Here is a 17,532-nt window from a genome sequence, read left to right as displayed (position 1 = left end):
CGCTAAAAGTCTGTTATCTTCTTTGATACGGAGGGGATAACAGACTTTATTTACTTACCATCATTGCTTCTCATTACAAAAATCAGAATACATACCACCTGGCTTTCGTAAAGATATTAATTAGCTATTCCTTTATTTCCAAGATATTTAATAAAAATATCCCAAGATTTTTTGTTTTTCTGAATATTTTCTTCACGTAGCTGTCTATACTCTTCTTTTTTATATTCGATGATATCAAGAGACGGATATCCGTTGAATATATAACATTTGGAATCAACAATAACAAGTGATAAGTCATTATATACAGCACTAGACCATTCAGGCACAATAAATACGGAATTAAACAACTTCATATCTCCTATGAAATATGTCAGTGATGAATCATAGCCGTTTATACGTTTTTCTATTTCTTTTGCAGTTAAATTCTTGAAAATTATTTCTCCCGTACTTGTATTGAATGATTTAATGTCTTCAACCGAAAATATCATATCTATTTTATCCACAGGAGCTTTGCTGATATCAGTTGTTTTTACAACAAACAGTTCTCCTGTCGGTAATTTTATATCATTGTCTTCATTTTGACAAGCAGTGAAGATAAAAGATATAAAACAAGCTGCTAAAATATAAATTCTATTTCTCATATAAACTAATTTTATGTTAGATATATGAGAGGCGATGAATCGCCTCCCTATTTATATATAAATTTTTTGTGAAAATGTTTTACTAATTTCATCTTTGTTGCTTCGTGCAATTTCTGACGATTTAATTATAACATCACCACCGAGGTTGAAAGTATTATCATAATACTGCTTCTGCAAACTTTGTGCAAACGCCATAGAGGTGGCTACTACACCTAAAATCGTAATAAAAATCTTCACTTTCATGATAATAATATTTAGGTTAATAATACATAGTGTGACATATAGAATATATTTTTGCGATAACAGATACTAGTATCATATATAAAGCAAACATTACAATTTATTATTTATTCGACAAATATACAATATATATTGTATTGCACAAGACTATCTAATGAAAAATTACACATATCCCTTAATACATTGTCATATGTCATATATTTCATATACACAAATCTGGATAAGATGGTATAGAATCACTCACGTATGCTATACAACACAATTTTTATTGCATTAAATTTACGAAAGAATATAGCAGGAAGTTATATATTTGAGCACTCATATAAAATGAAATCTAATTACGCAACAAAATGAAAAAATACCTAAATAAACAAGTTTTGTTATCTATTGTATCTCTTCTTATCCTCATTAGTTGTGAAAAAGAAGAAGAGAATGAACCTGTGAGAAGTGGCGAATTTATGACTGTGAGTATTAATGTCAATTTATTGGAAAGTAAAAACATTCTTTTTTTAGCAGAAGATAGTGTCCAGGAGATTATACTTACTTTTAGTGAACCTATTTATGAAAATTCTATATCAAATGGAATTCATATGAAAGCATTTTATAGAGGATCGACGGAAGCCCAGATACTTTCTCCAGAAATCACTTCGGCCAATGATAAGAAAAACATTCTCTATTTGAAGTTGCCCAAAAAAAATAAATTCGATTCACATGCACTATTTCAGTTGAATATTACAACTGAGCTCATTTCAACGAGTGGTTCTATCTTGGAAAAAGAGGTTGACGGAATGTTTTACGTAGGTGGGAAAGATTGCTTAGACTCTGATCTGCCAGAATCCACACAAAACAAGAAAGCAATAGTGATTGTAAGTGATATTCACATGGGCGATCAAAGAAGTCAAGACAGAGGATATTGCTGGTTCAAAGATAACAAACAACTTTTCTCCGAGTTTATTGACTATCTAATTGTAAACTCTCACTTATTAGATAAACTGGTCATTGCGGGAGACTTTATGGATGAATGGGTAGCCCCCATGAATACAGAAACTTTTGCTGATGAGTATGGAAACCAGATTAGTCAACATGAATTTGTCGGGAAAATAATCGTAGCCAATCAAGAGATAGTCAATAAACTAAAAGAACTGCATCAGCACGAAGTCGAAATTGTATATCTGCCGGGAAACCATGATATGCTAGTAACAGCCGAGGATTTCGATTTTTATTTTGGGAAAGACGTTATAACCCAATCACGCGATATGCAAGGACTAGGCCGTTATGAGCCTAGAGAGTATATTGTAATTGAACATGGACATCGCTATGACTATTTTAATGCCCCAGATCCCCTTTCTAATAAAGGGATCGATCAAGTAAACGATAACAGCATTCTTCCTCCCGGATTTTTTGTTTCAAAAATAGCTTCTTCTTCTGATTTGGAAGCAGCAAGCTTTAAACGAAGCAAAGCCATACTACCTAACTTCGCGAACAGTTACACCGAAGATAAAAAAAACTGGTTTGAATTGGCCCTTGCTTGGCCTCTCATCCTTTCGACAAAGCCGGTCAGTGAAGAAATTTCAGGCAAATATATTAAGACTAATATTGATGGTCTCACTCGGGATTATACACTTAAAGATGTGAGTGATTGGTATGTAACGACTGATCCGGACAAATGTCGAAAACCACTTTTATACCGGACATCATTTGAAGCGGAGGAATGGAACAAACGATTAAAAGCAAATGGGGTGTTGAATACTGAAAAGGTACCATTTGAAACAGGCTTAGTCGCAGGTATAATGAATAACACTTTTGAAAACCTGGCCAAAAGTCAATATATCGAAGAAACGACCAATCCTAAACGGATTGTTGTGTTTGGACATACTCATGAAGCAACAATTACGAATATTGGTAATAGTGTATACGTGAATTCAGGCACATGGATCGATAAGAAATGGGCGCCCAACATGCCGGAACGCACGTTCGTAGTATTGCAGGAGTATGAAGGTAATAATAAAGAAAATAACTGGGAAATATCTTTATTCAGCTTTGAAAAACGAAATCAGATTAATAAGATCGGAAGTACATTCTATTTATCCCATCAATAACACTGTATACTTACATTTAAATTACCTTGTAAGATAAGATATACGATAATTTTGTAATCAATTTATATATTGCAACTTATGGAAAACAATAAACTTTACACCTTAAAGGATTTTGAACTATCAACAAATGAAAGTCTCATAGATAGAAGTAACCGTTTTCAAAACTACATTGAACAGTTAAACGAAATTGGCCCCAAAAGCTATTGGACACGGTCAAGTTCAGGGGTTGGAGCCAGAATGGATGTTGAAGACACATCCTCCCCTGTGATTAGTTTTGTTTCAAATGACTATTTGGGAATGTCTCAAAGAATAGAAACAAAAGAAGCAGGAATAAATGCTATAATGAAATATGGAACTGGAGCATGTGCCGCCCAGGTGATAGGTGGATATTTTGATATCCATCGCAACTTGGAGGAAAAAATAGCACACTTTGTAGGACAAGAAGATGCTCTCCTCTTTTCATCCGGTTTTGGTGCTAATGCAGGTCTATTAAGGGCTATCTTAGGAACAAATGATATTGCCCTAATCGATTCGTTTATCCACACCAGTACACTTGCCGGACTAAAAGATACACATATAAAACACATTGGTCATAACAATCTTGAATATTTGGAAATTGCATTGAAAGATGTTAAAGATAAATTCAAAACTAAACTTGTAATAATAGATGGTGTTTATTCACAAGATGGAGATCTATCTAAACTTCCGGAGATCATAAAACTATGTCATAAATATGGTGCCATGCTCATGATGGATGATGCTCATGGCATTGGTGTCATGGGAGACACAGGGCGCGGAACTGCAGAATACTTTAACTGCCTTGGAATGATAGATATTATAACGGGAACTTTTAGCAAGTCATTCGGATGCGTTGGCGGATTTGTTGCAGCTTCTGCAAAAATTATTCAGTATCTAAGATTTTATGCTGATAGCAATGTCTTTTCTGCCGCTATTACTCCGCAAGTGACTGCCTCTGTTACAAAAGCATTGGATATTATGAAGTCAGAACCTGCTATTCGAAGAAAATTGTGGGATAATACAAATTACTTGAGAAATGAACTTACTAAGCGAAATTTTGATATAGGTAAATCTACGTCACCCATATTCCCTGTTATGATCAGAGATAATAAAAAAGTATACACAATTGCAAAAATGTTAAGAGAAATAGGTATATTTACAATTCCAATAGTTTATCCTGCCGTGCGAGTTAAAGAGGCTAGATTAAGAATAAGCGTTCTTTCCACGCATACAAAGGCCGATTTGGATAAGTTAATTTATTCACTAGAAGAAATAAATAAAACTTTAATATTCAAAAGATAAAATGAAAGAGAAGAAAAGGAGATCAAATGAAGATATCGAAAAAAATATAACAGATGCAGCAATCAGTTTAATTAAAAAAAAAGGAATCTCTGGTCTTTTAGTGACTGATATAATAAAAGATGCAAAAATTGAACCAGTTGTATTTTACAAAAGATATGAGAATTTACTTGACTTTATAAATCACTTTGTAAAAAAATACGACTATTGGTTTAGTGATGTTATACAAAAAAGTAAAGCATCTGAATGTGACGAAAAATTATACAACAATATTATGGCTAACTTATTAAGATCGCTTAAAAGCAATATTGTAATGCAACAAATCTTAAAATGGGAGTTAGCCACAGATAATGATATCGCTAGGAGAACAGCTCAACTAAGAGAATTTCATACTCTTCCCATAGCCAAAGAGTATGAAAAAAAATTTGAACAATCTTCTATCGATATCGTTGCTATTTCATCGCTCATTGTTGGTGGAATATATTATCTAGTTTTGCACAGTCATCTGAGTACATTTAGCGGAATAGATATCAATAGTGAAAATGGTGAAAAGCGCATATTTAATGCACTCAGTTATTTAATAGAATTACTATTTGAGGAAAAATCTGAAAATACAAAAATAATTAACATCGCGATCAAAATGAAAAAGAACAATATAGATATAGAAACCATATCATCTTGTACAGAATTACCAATAGACATAATAAAAATACTATAACCTACACAAACACAGATTTATGCTTCTAATAAAATTTCAGCAACAAAACAGCTGCCTAAATGGTTATATTATCAAAATAGATACATAAAAAACTTACAATGAATATGGCTAAAAATTTTAAAGAAGCGGTAAAGCACAGGAGATCCTATTATAATATCACTAACAGTTCTCCTATATCAGACAATGAAATTAAAGAGATTATCGATTTTGCAGTGACAAACGTACCTTCGGCATTCAATTCGCAATCGACAAGGGTTGTTCTACTTTTGGGTGAAAATCATAAGAAGTTCTGGGATATCACAAAAGAAGCCCTGCGTGTTATCGTTCCGGCAGATGCGTTCGAAAAAACGCTTGCCAAAATAAACACCAGTTTCGATTGCGGATATGGCACCATCCTGTTTTACGAAGATATGGAAGTGGTGGAGAATTTGCAGAAAGCATTTCCAAGCTACAAAGACAATTTCCCGGTATGGTCGCAGCAAACATCAGCGATGCATCAGTTCGCTATATGGACAATGCTGGAAGATGCCGGCCTGGGTGCTTCCCTGCAACATTATAATCCATTGATCGATGAAATGGCACAAGCGGAATGGAACATCAACCCCAACTGGAAACTGATCGCCCAAATGCCCTTCGGAACACCGACCAAAGAACCGGGCGAGAAAGAGTTCAGACCTTTGAGCGAAAGGGTGTTGGTATTCAAATAAAATAGTTCATACATAAAAAGAACGTTTTGGAGACTCTTTTAGACTTCAAAACGTTCTTCATTTATATGACCGCAAATAATCTGATATTACTTTTCGTATACGCTCTGGAGATTGATTCGAATTTGCAATCGACAAAAGATATATTGTTTCCTTATTGACCAAGTAATAAATTATATTTTGCTTGAAAATCAAATAACGAACTTCTAAACTTGTGGTAGAAAATAATTCATCAAGGATACCTAAACCAGGAAATTGGGCTAAAGTTTCTATATATCCCGTCAAATCTGTATATACTCGCTGGGATACATGGCTCCCAAAATCAGCTTCAACATATTCTAATATGGAGAGAAGCCCTTCCGTTGCTAAGGATGACCAAATTATTTCCATCCCATTCGAGTTTTCACCAACTCATCTATCTTGTTATGAGGTATAGCCAATCCATTCTCAAAGTCGGAAACAGCCTTCGATATAGCACTTCTGAACAGCTCTTCGGAGACAACCCCTAAATAATTATCTCGCAAGTTAACAGAAATATAAGCAACAGCAGACTCCTCTAACTTGGGAGAGGGTTTATTATCTCCTAATTCGTATGAATGCAATTTTTTTGCCATTTTATTATTGATTTTCCACAAAACTACATAAATAAATCATTCAGATCAAAATATTACTTCTTTATTTTCTAATAACAAATTTATCTCCACAACAAAACAGAAATTACGACTGTTTATATACTATATAAAAGTATAAAATACTTACAAAGGTTTTTTATCTTAGATTTTCAAATAATTAAAGTTCATCCATTATGAAATACGATATAGCCATTATCGGTGGAGGGCCGGCGGGTTACACTGCCGGTGAACGTGCTGCCGAAAATGGGTTAAAAACGATTCTCTTTGAGAAAAATGCCATTGGAGGAGTCTGCCTGAATGAGGGGTGTATCCCCACCAAGACGTTATTATATTCAGCCAAAATACTGGATAGCATAAAGAGTGCGTCCAAATACGGAATACAGGCGGATGCTGCTCCGGGCTTCGATCTGGGTAAGATCATCGCACGGAAGAATAAGACCGTAAAGAAACTGACACTCGGTGTCAAGGCCAAGCTCAACGGTAACGGTGTGACAATCGTGCAGGGAGAAGCTTTGACCCGGGGAGAAGAAGACGGATATATCCTGATCCAGTGCGGTGAGGAAGTGTTTGCTGTTAAAAATATCCTGCTGTGTACAGGTTCGGAGACAGTCATCCCTCCTATCAAAGGATTGTCGGACGTAGCGTACTGGACTTCAAAAGAAGCACTGGACATGAAAGAGCTTCCCCAATCGATTGCTATTATCGGAGGTGGAGTGATCGGCATCGAATTTGCTTCATTCTTTAACAGTATGGGTGTTAAAGTGAAGGTAATCGAAATGATGCCGGAGATACTCGGGGCTATGGATAAGGAAACTTCAGCCATGCTACGGGCAGAATATTCTAAAAGAGGTGTCGAGTTCTTTCTTGAAACAAAAGTGATCGAGGTTACACAAAACAATGTGATCGTGGAAAAAGACGGGAAGACTGAAACTATTGAAGCGGATAAAATACTGGTCAGTGTAGGCCGCAGAGCCAACATCCGTAATCTGGGAATTGAAGCACTGTCGGTCGAACTTCTCCGTAACGGTGTAAAAGTGAACGAATACATGCAGACCTCACATCCGAATGTGTATGCCTGTGGTGATATCACCGGTTTCTCCATGCTGGCCCATACGGCTTACAGGGAAGCGGAAGTGGCTATTAACCATTTGTTGGGACGTGAAGACCGGATGAGCTATAAAGCTATCCCTGCCGTCGTTTATACCAACCCGGAAGTAGCAGGTGTAGGAAAAACGGAAGAAGAATTGAAAACAGAAGGCATCGCGTATAATGTAGTGAAGATCCCAATGACTTATTCAGGTCGTTTTATGGCCGAGAACGAAACCGGTACAGGATTATGCAAACTGATTACCGATACGGATGATCGCATCATCGGTTGCCACCTGCTTGGAAATCCGGCATCCGAAATCATTATTGCCGCTGGTATAGCTGTGGAAAACGGTTACACAACCGAACAATTCAAAAAGAATATCTTCCCCCATCCGACAGTCGGAGAAGTTATTCATGAAAGTTTATACATGTAATGCTTTGCATTTACAATACCCATACAGACGCTTGGTTCAATCTAGCTGCGGAAGAATATCTTTTAAAGAACTTTCCGGAAGATATTTTTATGCTGTGGCAGAATGAACCGGCCGTCGTTATCGGGAAACATCAGAATATATGGGCGGAAACGGATCTTGAATATATAAAGGAAAAACAGATCAGAGTCGCCCGCCGTTTCTCCGGAGGAGGTGCGGTATACCACGATATGGGAAACCTGAACCTTACTTTCATCGAGAACAGTAGCCAGATTGACTCCATCCGGTTCACTGAAAATATCATCCGTTTTCTCGAAACAGCCGGAGTCCATGCACAGGCAGATGAACGACAAGGCTTAACCATTGACGGATTGAAAATATCCGGTAGTGCCCAGGCCATCCACAAACGCAGGATGATGCATCATGCTACCCTGTTATTTTCAACAGACCTGGATATACTAAACCGATCCCTTCAGTCGTCGGACATCTCTTCTTCCGACAGGGTTATTCCACATCCTTATTTCGTCAAATCGGTTAAAAGCCCGGTCACCAACCTGTCCGGTTTACTTCCGCAGCCAACCACTATCGATGGATTTAAAAGCTTACTGATGGATTATTTCTTCAACAACAACGAGAATAATCATTATTACGAATTCAGCCAGGATGATCTGGAAAATATCCGGTTGTTAAGGAATAACAAATATGCCGACAAAAACTGGATTTACAACACTTACCCTCTGTAAAATAGAACTTTCCTTGTCTGACCTTTGTTCTAATTTAACGATAGAGTAAAACAAAACGCATAGAGGTCGATAGACCTTATCCGGCGAAAGAACAAAAGCAAAAAGATTAATTAACTATGGCTACATTTGAAATAAAGATGCCCAAGTTGGGTGAAAGCGTTACAGAAGGGACCATTATCTCCTGGTCCGTAAAAATAGGTGATCAGGTAAATGAAGATGATGTGCTTTTTGAAGTAAGCACGGCAAAGGTAAGCGCGGAGATACCTTCTCCCGTCGCCGGCAAAGTATTTAAGATATTATTTAATGAAGGCGATACAGTGGCTGTTGGTACAACTGTCGCCATCATTCAGTTGGAAGGATCTGAAGATGAGATCCCAGACAATAATACTACGCCCCAAAAGGAAGAAGCAGTCAACAATGCAGCAAGTGTAGTGGCCGCTAAAGAGGATGAAAGATGGTATTCGCCTGTGGTTCTTCAGATGGCACAGGAAGCCAACCTAAGTAAAGAGGAAATGGATCATATCCCGGGAACCGGTTATATGGGACGCCTGAGCAAGAAAGATATGAAAGATTATCTTTCCGGCAAGAAGAGCACAACGACAAAACAACAAGCTCAACCGTCCGTACAGGCTGTACCGGAAAGAAAAGCGGAACCTGCCCCGCAAGCCAAAACAGCCCCGGCAGCTGCTCCTTCTGTGCCTCCCACTCCGTCATCAGCGACCAGCGAAGACAAGATCGTCGAAATGGATCGTGTACGCCGTATTATCGCAGACCACATGGTGTTATCCAAGAAGGTTTCTCCGCATGTTACTACAGTAGTGGAAGTAGATGTGACCAAACTGGTACAATGGCGGACCCGCAATAAAGAGGCTTTTCAAAAGCGCGAAGGCATCAGCCTGACTTATATGCCGGCCATTACAGAAGCGACAGCCAAAGCTTTGGCCGATTTCCCACAGGTAAACGCGTCGGTAGAAGGTTATCAGATGATCCTGAAAAAACATATTAACGTAGGTATTGCCGTTTCATTAAATGACGGGAATCTGATCGTCCCGGTTGTTCATGATGCCGACAAGTTAAACCTGAATGGCCTGGCTATAGCCATCGATACACTGGCAAACAAAGCCCGTGATAACAAACTGTCACCGGACGATATACAGGGAGGCACCTTTACAATCACTAATTTCGGCACGTTCAAGAACCTATTCGGCACGCCGATCATTAACCAGCCCCAGGTTGCTATTCTGGGAGTCGGTTACATTGAGAAAAAACCGGCCGTGATTGAAACACCGGAAGGCGACACGATCGGTATCCGCCATAAGATGTACCTCTCGTTATCATACGATCATCGGATCATCAACGGAACATTGGGCGGAACATTCCTGCGCCGTATCGCCGATTATCTGGAAAACTGGAATCAATAATTAATATGTTCAAAAATGAAAAAGTACGATATAAAGAATACAGACAAAGAAACCCTGAAAAAATGGTTTTATCTGATGACATTAGGACGGGCTCTCGATGAAAAGGCCCCTTCTTACCTGTTACAATCGCTGGGCTGGTCGTTTTATGCTCCTTATGCAGGACATGACGGCATTCAGCTGGCGATCGGACAGGTATTCAAAAAAGGAGAAGATTTCCTGTTCCCCTACTACCGGGATATGCTGACGGTATTATCAGCCGGAATGACTGCCGAAGAGCTCATACTGAATGGGATCTCAAAAGCAACCGACCTGACAAGTGCCGGACGCCATATGTCGAACCATTTCTCAAAAATGGAATGGAATATCGAGAACATATCTTCCGCCACAGGTACCCACGACCTGCATGCTGCCGGTGTAGGCAGGGCAATGGTCTATTACAAACACAAAGGAGTAGCCATTACCTCTCACGGTGAATCGGCCACATCCGAAGGGTTCGTATACGAAGCGATTAACGGAGCCAGTACGGAAAGACTGCCAGTTATATTCGTCATTCAGGATAACGGATACGGAATATCCGTACCGAAAGAAGACCAAACGGCCAACCGCAAGGTAGCCGATAACTTCTCCGGTTTTAAGAATCTGAAGATCATTCATTGCAACGGTAAAGACGTGTTCGACTCGATGAACGCCATGACGGAAGCCAAAGAATATGCGCTTAACCGGATTCCGGTAATCGTACAGGCCAACTGTGTGCGTATCGGCTCTCACTCCAACTCGGATAAACACACCTTATACAGGGATGAGAACGAATTGAACTACGTAAAGGCCGCTGATCCTTTGCAGAAGTTCCGCCGTATGCTTCTCCGTTATAAACGTTTTACCGAAGAAGAACTGAAAGAGATCGAAGAAAAGGCCAGAAAAGACCTGAGTGCAGCCAACCGGAAAGCGCTGGCCGCTCCTGATCCGGATCCTGCCACCGTCACTGATTTCGTATTACCGGAACCTTATATTCCAAAGAAATATATAAACGGAATACAAAACGAAGCCGGTGAAAAGGAAACATTGGCTACCGCCATCAATAAAACCCTGAAAGCCGAATTCCGGCACAACCCGGATACTTTCATCTGGGGGCAGGATATTGCCAACAAGGACAAAGGTGGTGTATTCAATATATCGAAAGGCATGCAGCAGGAATTTGGAGATGCACGCGTGTTCAATGCCCCGATTGCAGAAGATTATATCGTCGGATCAGCGAACGGAATGTGCCGGTTCGACCCGAAAATACATGTCGTAATTGAAGGAGCGGAATTTGCCGATTACTTCTGGCCTGCCATCGAGCAATATGTGGAATGTACGCATGAATACTGGAGAAGCTACGGGCAATTTACTCCGAACATCACCTTGCGACTTGCTTCCGGTGGCTATATCGGCGGAGGTTTGTATCATTCTCAAACTATAGAAGGAGCATTGACCACTTTGCCGGGAGCACGTATCGTCTATCCTTCCTTTGCCGATGATGCAGCCGGTTTGCTTCGCACTAGTATGCGTTCCAAAGGTTTCACTTTATTCCTGGAACCCAAAGCTCTTTATAATGCCACAGAAGCGGCTACTGTTGTACCCGACGACTTCGAGGTTCCTTTCGGCAAAGCTCGCATCCGCCGTCCAGGAGAAGACATGAGTATCATCACCTATGGCAACACTACACACCTCTGTTTGAATGTTGCGGAACGCCTACAGAAAGAACACGACCGGAATGTGGAAGTGATCGACATCCGTTCATTGATTCCGCTGGATAAGGAAACGATATTCGAGTCCGTAAAAAAGACAAGTAAGGTTCTGATCGTACATGAAGACAAAGTGTTCTCCGGCTTCGGAGCAGAGATAGCCAGTATAATCGGATCGGAGTTATTCCGGTATCTGGATGCCCCTATACAGCGGGTCGGTTCGATATTTACCCCGGTAGGCTTCCATCCGGTACTTGAAAAGGCGATCCTTCCGGATGAAGAGAAAATTTATAAGGCAGCCAAAGAATTGTTGGATTATTAATTATAACGAGATATGAAAAAGATAGGATTATTTTATGGTTCGTCTACAGCAAAAACAGCAGCAGTCGCCCAAAAAGTAAAAGAAGCATTCCATGATATCCAGGTCGATATTATCCCGGTTGAGAATTCAGGAGAAGCAGATTTCGAGGCATACGATCATATCATTGCCGGTTCGTCAACCTGGTTTGACGGAGAATTACCGGATTATTGGGATGAAGTAATGCCGGTAGTAACATCTGCCGATTTGAAAGGAAAGAAAGTTGCCGTTTTCGGATTAGGAGATCAGGTGAAATATCCGGATAATTTCGTCGATGCGATCGGCTATCTGGCAAAAGCATTTGTTAACCGGGGAGCAATCCTGATAGGGTATACATCTGCAGAAGGATATAACTTCAACCAATCCCAGGCATTGAAAAAAGGAATGTTCATGGGATTGGCACTGGATATCGAAAACCAGCCCGATAAGACAGATGAGCGAATCAGGAAGTGGGTCGACCAACTAAAGAGTGAATTTGAGAAAGATATATCATCTGCCGATAATTCATTCAATTGTTAATAAAATAAGGTCTTGCAGAGAAATATCTGTAAGACCTTATTCTTATGAAAGAGATTATTCCATCATTGCTTCTTCGTCGGATGCCTTATAAAAACCTATTTCTGAGATCTGGGGGACATCCCTCGATTCACGAACAACGATACGTGCCTTACTGCAACGCACCGGGTCAAACCGGAGGATCCGCTTATATCCTATTGTCGTCCCTTCCGTTACCGGTACCCAACTATCTCCAACCAGACATTCCAGAACAAACTGCTCTATCCGTTGTCCTTCGGTTATATTTTCCTGCAAAAGAAGCCGATCGAAGACCTGATCCCTATCAAAGGATATCTCCAGTACGTTTTTACCGGGAGAACCCTGCCAGTAAGTATCCAACCGTCCATCGAGCAGCCGGCTGATATTACCGGAAGACACCCCGGCTCCGGCAATCAGATTCTTTTCAAAAGTCTTTCGCAGTATCCGCTGCATGTTCATCAGACTTGATACGTCATTCTCATGGATTAATCCCCGTTTATCGGGAGGCAGGTTCAATAGTAATAACGAATTCTTTCCGATCGAGCTATAATAAATATCAATCAGTTTCCGGGAAGATTTAACCAATGTATCTTCGGAAGCATGATAATACCAACCCGGACGGATAGAGACATCCACTTCAGACGGATACCAGATCACACCTTTGGCATCAGCCAGCAACTTACGGCTACCCAGATCATCCTCCATCATATTACCTACCGGTAGGAATGTTCCGCTTCCCGCTTCCTGCTGGGACGACTCGGCAATATCCGACAAACTGGTAGCCGCTGCAGGCAGCGTACTCCATTCCGTATCGCGACCGTAACCACTCTCCGTTCCCACCCATCTGACATCAGGTCCCATAACGGCAATAACAGCCTGAGGTTGCAAACGACGGATCACATCGTAGTAACGTTTAAAATCATATACTTGCTTTTTACCGTTCGGTCCCTCGCCACAGGCACCATCAAACCAAACTTCAGCCACAGGGCCATACTGCGTCAGAAGTTCCGTCAGCTGATCAACAAAAAAATCATTATACCGCTCAGTTCCGTAGTCCGGATGATTCTGATCCCACGGAGACAGATAAACAGCAAACTTCAGTCCCTGCTCCTTACAAGCTTCCGCAACATCACGCACCAAATCACCTTTACCCTCTTTCCAGGGAGTCGCGGCAACTGAAAAATCCGTATAGGCCGATGGCCACAGACAAAAACCGTCATGGTGTTTACAGGTAAGCAAGATCATTTTCATGCCGGCATCTTTGGCTGTACGTACCCATTGTCCGGCATCCAGTTCTGTCGGGTTAAATATTGCCGGATCTTCTTTTCCGGTACCCCATTCCACGTCGGTAAAAGTATTTACACCATAACAAATAAAGCCGGTAAACTCCATTTGCTGCCATTCCAGCTGCCGAGCAGAGGGAACAACATGAGCCGATAAGCGGATCTTCTCTTCTACACTTGCCCCTTCCGGGAAGGTACAAGAGTTGACATATATCTCTTTTTGCTTATTGCTGCAAGCTATCAGGGAACAAAGGGCGGCTCCCAGTAACAGATTATCCAGTTTTTTCATACAGATCATGAATTTTCTATTTATTCTCTTTTATCATCCGCCCCACTTCCCGGAGCACTTTACAATCTATATCACGAATATTCCCGTTATAATCCGGGCCGATATTCAATGAAAAGATATTTCCATATTCAACAGCCTCCTTATAATCCTTATAGATTTTTTCTGCTGGGAAAGCCAACGAGTCATGCTGCGGCAAAGAGTAGAACCAGTCTGCACCGCCTTCGTGGGGTGGCAGCAACGGATAAGTAAATTCAGCTACGAGATAACCGTCATAAGCCTTTTCATTCTTTCCGGCATCTTCCACCCAAGTTAAGTTGTCGCCACCAAGAGGTCCTGCACATCCCCGTTCACGCAGACTCAAACGACCGGATGGCGCTCCATGATTATAACCGGCAAAACAATCGGGCTGAAACTGATGTACCCATGCCGTCGTTTCTTCATGCGAAAGACCTCCATCGCCTACGGCATGATCGAACCAGATAAACTCCACCGGGCCGTATTGGGTCAGTAATTCTTTCAGCTGGGCTTTTTTCATGTCTGGATTACTTCCGCCTTTCTGGCTTCGTCCACGTTCAGCACCTTCCCAGTTCCAATCCCCTTCCGAAAAGTACAGAGCCAACTTTATACCATATTTATCGCATGAAGCACGCAACTGTTTCAAGACATCGGTCTTAAGCGGGGCATTAGTCACTTTCAGGTCGGTTGTTTGGGTATCCCACAGGCAAAAACCGTCATGGTGCTTTGTCAGGAACAGGATATAATTCATTCCTGCTTCTTTGGCCGTTCTGGCCCATTGATCGGTGTTACAGGAAGTAGCCCGGAAAAAGGAGACATCGTGCGGTTCACCTGTCCATTCCTTACCGGAGAATGTGCTGTACGACCAGCAGATAAACATTCCGAAACGAAGATCAGCCACTTCCTTCGCCCTGACCGGATCAGGAGTGGCCTTTTTCTGATCGCAACCAGAAAATACACATAATATAATTACACACCAGACGAACAAATTTCCTGCTATTGTTTTCATGATATCACATTTAGAATTTAGTATCAGCAAAAATAAATATTCCTTTTCACATACGGATTGTATAATTTTTGGCTATTATTGTACAATCTTATTCCAGACAACAGCAATATGATTCATTTAAGCCATACGATCGACATTCTTACGGGAGGAACTTACACAGGCAACAATTCCTGGAATAAGAAACACTCGGATATAGACAACTGCTTCAAGATATACCAGATCACGGAAGGAAAGCTCTTTCTCTCCGATGAAAACGAGGAATATTTACTGGAAAGCGGAAACCTATATTTTATTAACGGAAGCAAGCTGGCAGCCCAGCAATGCCGACACTCTTTTTCCACCAACTGGCTTCATTTCATCCCGAAAGACCTGGTCATACATCACAGCCTGTTATCGATGCCGTTAGTCGTCAATTTTACCGGGACAATGGACCTCGTTAGTAACTCGCTGGCGAATATAGAAGTACTGGTCTCCGGCGAGCCGGCTTCCTACGAAGACTATTTCCTCGAGTCATTGCGTATGCAGGCGGGTATCCAGTCCATGATCGTTTCCCTGTTGGAAAAATATCCCTGGACATCGCCACAGGATATTTACTCGATCCGCATGATCGAACCGGCAATTCTATACATCAAGGAACATTTTACCGAATCTGTCCGGTTGAAGGAATTGGCAGATTGCTGTAACATTTCACCAAACTATTTCCACCGGATATTCACCAAAGCATTAAAGACCACTCCGGCCAATTACATTTCATTGCTACGGATGAATACAGCACTTCCCCTTCTCCTGAACAATGAATACAGTATAAAGGAAATAGCCTATCAGTTGGGATTCTATGACGATGCCTATTTCTCACGTGTCTTCAAAAACCATTACGGCATTACACCCGGTGAATACAGGAAAAAAAGAAAAGAACTGTTGTTTTAAAAGTTCACTTCTTCTTGGTAGGAAAAGAAAGAATATGCCAGGTTACTCCGATACTGATAAGTATCAACAATATCTTTACCCAGAGATATTCAATCAAATAAAGAGAGGTCAGAATAGCAGAAAGCCACATGATCGAAACAGAAATGATCTTCGAACGTAAAGGAATAGCCTTGTCTACCAGAAAGTTTCTGATATAGGAACCAAAATAACGGTTGCTCATCGCCCGGTTGTACAACTTTTCTGAACTGCGAAGATAAAACCAGCAGGTCAACAGCCAGAAAGGAGTAGTCGGGAGCAATGGGACAAATATGCCCACTGCTCCCAATATCAGGAAGAAAGACCCCAGTATGATATAAATGATACGTCTGGTCTCTCCCATTCTTATTCTACTGTGAAATCCCCGATTTGTTTGTTACCGTTCAGAAAATCTTTTACACCCATGCGTTTCTTTCCCGCTAGCTGAAGGGATAAAAGGCGGATATATCCATCTTTTACGGCTACATCGATATAGCTCTTTCCGTCTGTATGGATCGTGCCTATAGTATGGTTATGAGAAGCCGGATATTTCTCTGTTTCATAGACTTTCAACGTCAGGCAACTTCCGTCAGGAGCTACCAGATCCGTCCAAGCAGCCGGATAGGGAGACAAACCACGAATAAAATCATAGATATTCTTTAAAGGTTGTTTCCACATAATACGACAAGTATCTTTAAATATCTTCGGAGCCGGACGAAGCTCGGCGACATCCTTGAAGAACTCTTCCTGCGGAATGGCATCTACTTCACCTGCCAGCAAAAGATCGACTGTTTCGGTAACAAGTCCTGCCCCTATTGCCATCAAAGCATCATGCACGACTCCTACATTATCCGTATCCGCGATCGGAAGATGTTTCTGGCGGATGATTTTTCCGGTATCGATCTCATGCGTAAGGAAGAATGTTGTTACTCCGGTTTCAGTATCCCCATTGATAACCGCCCAATTGATCGGGGCTGCACCACGATACTGCGGCAACAACGAAGCATGCAGGTTGAATGTTCCGAAGCGCGGCATATCCCACACAATTTCCGGCAGCATACGGAAAGCAACCACAATCTGCAAGTCAGCATTCAAGGCACGTAGGTCTGAAATAAACGCTTCATCCTTCAGCTTCTCCGGCTGTAACACCGGGAGATTTTGCGACAAAGCATATTCTTTTACCGGGCTAGCCTGTAAAACACTGCCATGACGTCCTACCGGCTTATCCGGCATTGTAATCACTCCTACTACATTATAGCCCCCTTCCACCAAGGCACGCAGGCTCTCCACTGCAAAGTCGGGAGTGCCCATATATACAATACGTAATTCTTTTTTATCCATCT

General features: G+C 41.1%; 18 protein-coding genes. 10 read left to right on the top strand and 8 right to left on the bottom strand.

What is annotated here, in order from left to right; genetic code table 11:
* Positions 1-116: 116 nt before the first annotated feature.
* Together QZ076_RS07915 and QZ076_RS07910 are read right to left on the bottom strand one after the other, a co-directional pair.
* Complete coding sequence (locus QZ076_RS07915; protein WP_293712146.1) at positions 117-641, bottom strand: hypothetical protein; 525 nt, start codon at positions 639-641, stop codon at positions 117-119.
* Between the two features lie 51 nt (positions 642-692).
* Complete coding sequence (locus QZ076_RS07910; RefSeq protein WP_293712143.1) at positions 693-884, bottom strand: hypothetical protein; 192 nt, start codon at positions 882-884, stop codon at positions 693-695.
* A 347-nt stretch (positions 885-1,231) separates the two neighbouring features.
* Here QZ076_RS07910 and QZ076_RS07905 point away from each other — a divergent pair, with 347 nt between their 5' ends.
* The 4 genes from QZ076_RS07905 to QZ076_RS07890 all read left to right on the top strand — a co-directional run bounded on the left by QZ076_RS07905 (position 1,232) and on the right by QZ076_RS07890 (position 5,722).
* Positions 1,232-2,980, top strand: a complete 1,749-nt coding sequence (locus QZ076_RS07905; RefSeq protein WP_293712140.1) for a metallophosphoesterase — start codon at positions 1,232-1,234, stop codon at positions 2,978-2,980.
* A gap of 78 nt (positions 2,981-3,058) precedes the next feature.
* Positions 3,059-4,300: an aminotransferase class I/II-fold pyridoxal phosphate-dependent enzyme gene (locus QZ076_RS07900; RefSeq protein WP_293712137.1), complete on the top strand. Its 1,242-nt coding sequence runs from the start codon at positions 3,059-3,061 to the stop codon at positions 4,298-4,300.
* Between the two features lies 1 nt (position 4,301).
* Positions 4,302-5,015: a TetR/AcrR family transcriptional regulator gene (locus QZ076_RS07895; RefSeq protein WP_293712135.1), complete on the top strand. Its 714-nt coding sequence runs from the start codon at positions 4,302-4,304 to the stop codon at positions 5,013-5,015.
* A 104-nt stretch (positions 5,016-5,119) separates the two neighbouring features.
* On the top strand, positions 5,120-5,722 hold the full coding sequence (locus QZ076_RS07890; protein ID WP_293712132.1) for a nitroreductase family protein: 603 nt from the start codon (positions 5,120-5,122) through the stop codon (positions 5,720-5,722).
* A gap of 57 nt (positions 5,723-5,779) precedes the next feature.
* Here QZ076_RS07890 and QZ076_RS07885 read toward each other — a convergent pair whose 3' ends face one another.
* A complete protein-coding gene (locus QZ076_RS07885; RefSeq protein WP_293712130.1) occupies positions 5,780-6,109 on the bottom strand; it encodes a type II toxin-antitoxin system RelE/ParE family toxin in 330 nt (109 codons plus the stop codon).
* Positions 6,100-6,333: a hypothetical protein gene (locus QZ076_RS07880; RefSeq protein ID WP_293712128.1), complete on the bottom strand. Its 234-nt coding sequence runs from the start codon at positions 6,331-6,333 to the stop codon at positions 6,100-6,102. The genes QZ076_RS07885 and QZ076_RS07880 overlap by 10 nt, the downstream gene beginning before the upstream one ends.
* Positions 6,334-6,524: 191 nt before the next feature.
* Here QZ076_RS07880 and lpdA point away from each other — a divergent pair, with 191 nt between their 5' ends.
* The 5 genes from lpdA to QZ076_RS07855 all read left to right on the top strand — a co-directional run bounded on the left by lpdA (position 6,525) and on the right by QZ076_RS07855 (position 12,636).
* Positions 6,525-7,874 (top strand): dihydrolipoyl dehydrogenase, encoded by a 1,350-nt coding sequence (lpdA, locus tag QZ076_RS07875; RefSeq protein WP_293712126.1) that lies wholly within the window; start codon positions 6,525-6,527, stop codon positions 7,872-7,874.
* Positions 7,874-8,614 (top strand): lipoate--protein ligase family protein, encoded by a 741-nt coding sequence (locus QZ076_RS07870; RefSeq protein ID WP_293712123.1) that lies wholly within the window; start codon positions 7,874-7,876, stop codon positions 8,612-8,614. The genes lpdA and QZ076_RS07870 overlap by 1 nt, the downstream gene beginning before the upstream one ends.
* Positions 8,615-8,730: 116 nt before the next feature.
* On the top strand, positions 8,731-10,035 hold the full coding sequence (locus tag QZ076_RS07865; RefSeq protein ID WP_293712120.1) for a dihydrolipoamide acetyltransferase family protein: 1,305 nt from the start codon (positions 8,731-8,733) through the stop codon (positions 10,033-10,035).
* A 15-nt stretch (positions 10,036-10,050) separates the two neighbouring features.
* Positions 10,051-12,081, top strand: coding sequence for an alpha-ketoacid dehydrogenase subunit alpha/beta (locus QZ076_RS07860; RefSeq protein ID WP_293712117.1), 2,031 nt, complete (start codon positions 10,051-10,053; stop codon positions 12,079-12,081).
* 12 nt (positions 12,082-12,093) lie between these two features.
* Positions 12,094-12,636 (top strand): flavodoxin, encoded by a 543-nt coding sequence (locus tag QZ076_RS07855; protein ID WP_293712114.1) that lies wholly within the window; start codon positions 12,094-12,096, stop codon positions 12,634-12,636.
* Positions 12,637-12,690: 54 nt separating this feature from the next.
* On the opposite strand, the gene QZ076_RS07850 is transcribed toward QZ076_RS07855, so the two are convergent.
* Together QZ076_RS07850 and QZ076_RS07845 are read right to left on the bottom strand one after the other, a co-directional pair.
* A complete protein-coding gene (locus QZ076_RS07850) occupies positions 12,691-14,223 on the bottom strand; it encodes an alpha-L-fucosidase (protein WP_293712111.1) in 1,533 nt (510 codons plus the stop codon).
* Positions 14,224-14,239: 16 nt separating this feature from the next.
* Positions 14,240-15,247 (bottom strand): alpha-L-fucosidase, encoded by a 1,008-nt coding sequence (locus tag QZ076_RS07845; protein WP_293712108.1) that lies wholly within the window; start codon positions 15,245-15,247, stop codon positions 14,240-14,242.
* 108 nt (positions 15,248-15,355) lie between these two features.
* Between QZ076_RS07845 and QZ076_RS07840 the strand changes: the two genes are divergently transcribed.
* On the top strand, positions 15,356-16,174 hold the full coding sequence (locus QZ076_RS07840) for an AraC family transcriptional regulator (RefSeq protein WP_293712105.1): 819 nt from the start codon (positions 15,356-15,358) through the stop codon (positions 16,172-16,174).
* Between the two features lie 4 nt (positions 16,175-16,178).
* Here QZ076_RS07840 and QZ076_RS07835 read toward each other — a convergent pair whose 3' ends face one another.
* Complete coding sequence (locus QZ076_RS07835; RefSeq protein ID WP_293712102.1) at positions 16,179-16,553, bottom strand: YbaN family protein; 375 nt, start codon at positions 16,551-16,553, stop codon at positions 16,179-16,181.
* A 2-nt stretch (positions 16,554-16,555) separates the two neighbouring features.
* The gene (fmt, locus tag QZ076_RS07830; RefSeq protein WP_293712099.1) at positions 16,556-17,530 is read right to left on the bottom strand and encodes a methionyl-tRNA formyltransferase; all 975 of its coding nucleotides are present in this window, start codon (positions 17,528-17,530) and stop codon (positions 16,556-16,558) included.
* Positions 17,531-17,532: the final 2 nt, after the last annotated feature.

This window comes from uncultured Parabacteroides sp. (assembly GCF_905196875.1).
In the GTDB taxonomy this organism is placed as follows: Bacteria; Bacteroidota; Bacteroidia; order Bacteroidales; family Tannerellaceae; genus Parabacteroides.
Note: the sequence above shows the minus strand (reverse complement) of the source record. Positions and strands in the feature narration are given on the sequence as shown.

Bases quoted from the DNA above. Each gene is read 5' to 3' on its own strand.
- QZ076_RS07870 (WP_293712123.1), top strand. From the start codon at position 7,874: ATGCTTTGCATTTACAATACCCATACAGACGCTTGGTTCAATCTAGCT.
- QZ076_RS07910 (WP_293712143.1), bottom strand. From the start codon at position 884: ATGAAAGTGAAGATTTTTATTACGATTTTAGGTGTAGTAGCCACCTCT.
- QZ076_RS07915 (WP_293712146.1), bottom strand. From the start codon at position 641: ATGAGAAATAGAATTTATATTTTAGCAGCTTGTTTTATATCTTTTATC.
- QZ076_RS07880 (WP_293712128.1), bottom strand. From the start codon at position 6,333: ATGGCAAAAAAATTGCATTCATACGAATTAGGAGATAATAAACCCTCT.
- QZ076_RS07900 (WP_293712137.1), top strand. From the start codon at position 3,059: ATGGAAAACAATAAACTTTACACCTTAAAGGATTTTGAACTATCAACA.
- QZ076_RS07890 (WP_293712132.1), top strand. From the start codon at position 5,120: ATGGCTAAAAATTTTAAAGAAGCGGTAAAGCACAGGAGATCCTATTAT.
- QZ076_RS07905 (WP_293712140.1), top strand. From the start codon at position 1,232: ATGAAAAAATACCTAAATAAACAAGTTTTGTTATCTATTGTATCTCTT.
- QZ076_RS07835 (WP_293712102.1), bottom strand. From the start codon at position 16,553: ATGGGAGAGACCAGACGTATCATTTATATCATACTGGGGTCTTTCTTC.
- QZ076_RS07840 (WP_293712105.1), top strand. From the start codon at position 15,356: ATGATTCATTTAAGCCATACGATCGACATTCTTACGGGAGGAACTTAC.
- QZ076_RS07895 (WP_293712135.1), top strand. From the start codon at position 4,302: ATGAAAGAGAAGAAAAGGAGATCAAATGAAGATATCGAAAAAAATATA.
- fmt (WP_293712099.1), bottom strand. From the start codon at position 17,530: ATGGATAAAAAAGAATTACGTATTGTATATATGGGCACTCCCGACTTT.
- QZ076_RS07850 (WP_293712111.1), bottom strand. From the start codon at position 14,223: ATGAAAAAACTGGATAATCTGTTACTGGGAGCCGCCCTTTGTTCCCTG.
- QZ076_RS07885 (WP_293712130.1), bottom strand. From the start codon at position 6,109: ATGGAAATAATTTGGTCATCCTTAGCAACGGAAGGGCTTCTCTCCATA.
- QZ076_RS07845 (WP_293712108.1), bottom strand. From the start codon at position 15,247: ATGAAAACAATAGCAGGAAATTTGTTCGTCTGGTGTGTAATTATATTA.
- QZ076_RS07855 (WP_293712114.1), top strand. From the start codon at position 12,094: ATGAAAAAGATAGGATTATTTTATGGTTCGTCTACAGCAAAAACAGCA.
- QZ076_RS07860 (WP_293712117.1), top strand. From the start codon at position 10,051: ATGAAAAAGTACGATATAAAGAATACAGACAAAGAAACCCTGAAAAAA.
- lpdA (WP_293712126.1), top strand. From the start codon at position 6,525: ATGAAATACGATATAGCCATTATCGGTGGAGGGCCGGCGGGTTACACT.
- QZ076_RS07865 (WP_293712120.1), top strand. From the start codon at position 8,731: ATGGCTACATTTGAAATAAAGATGCCCAAGTTGGGTGAAAGCGTTACA.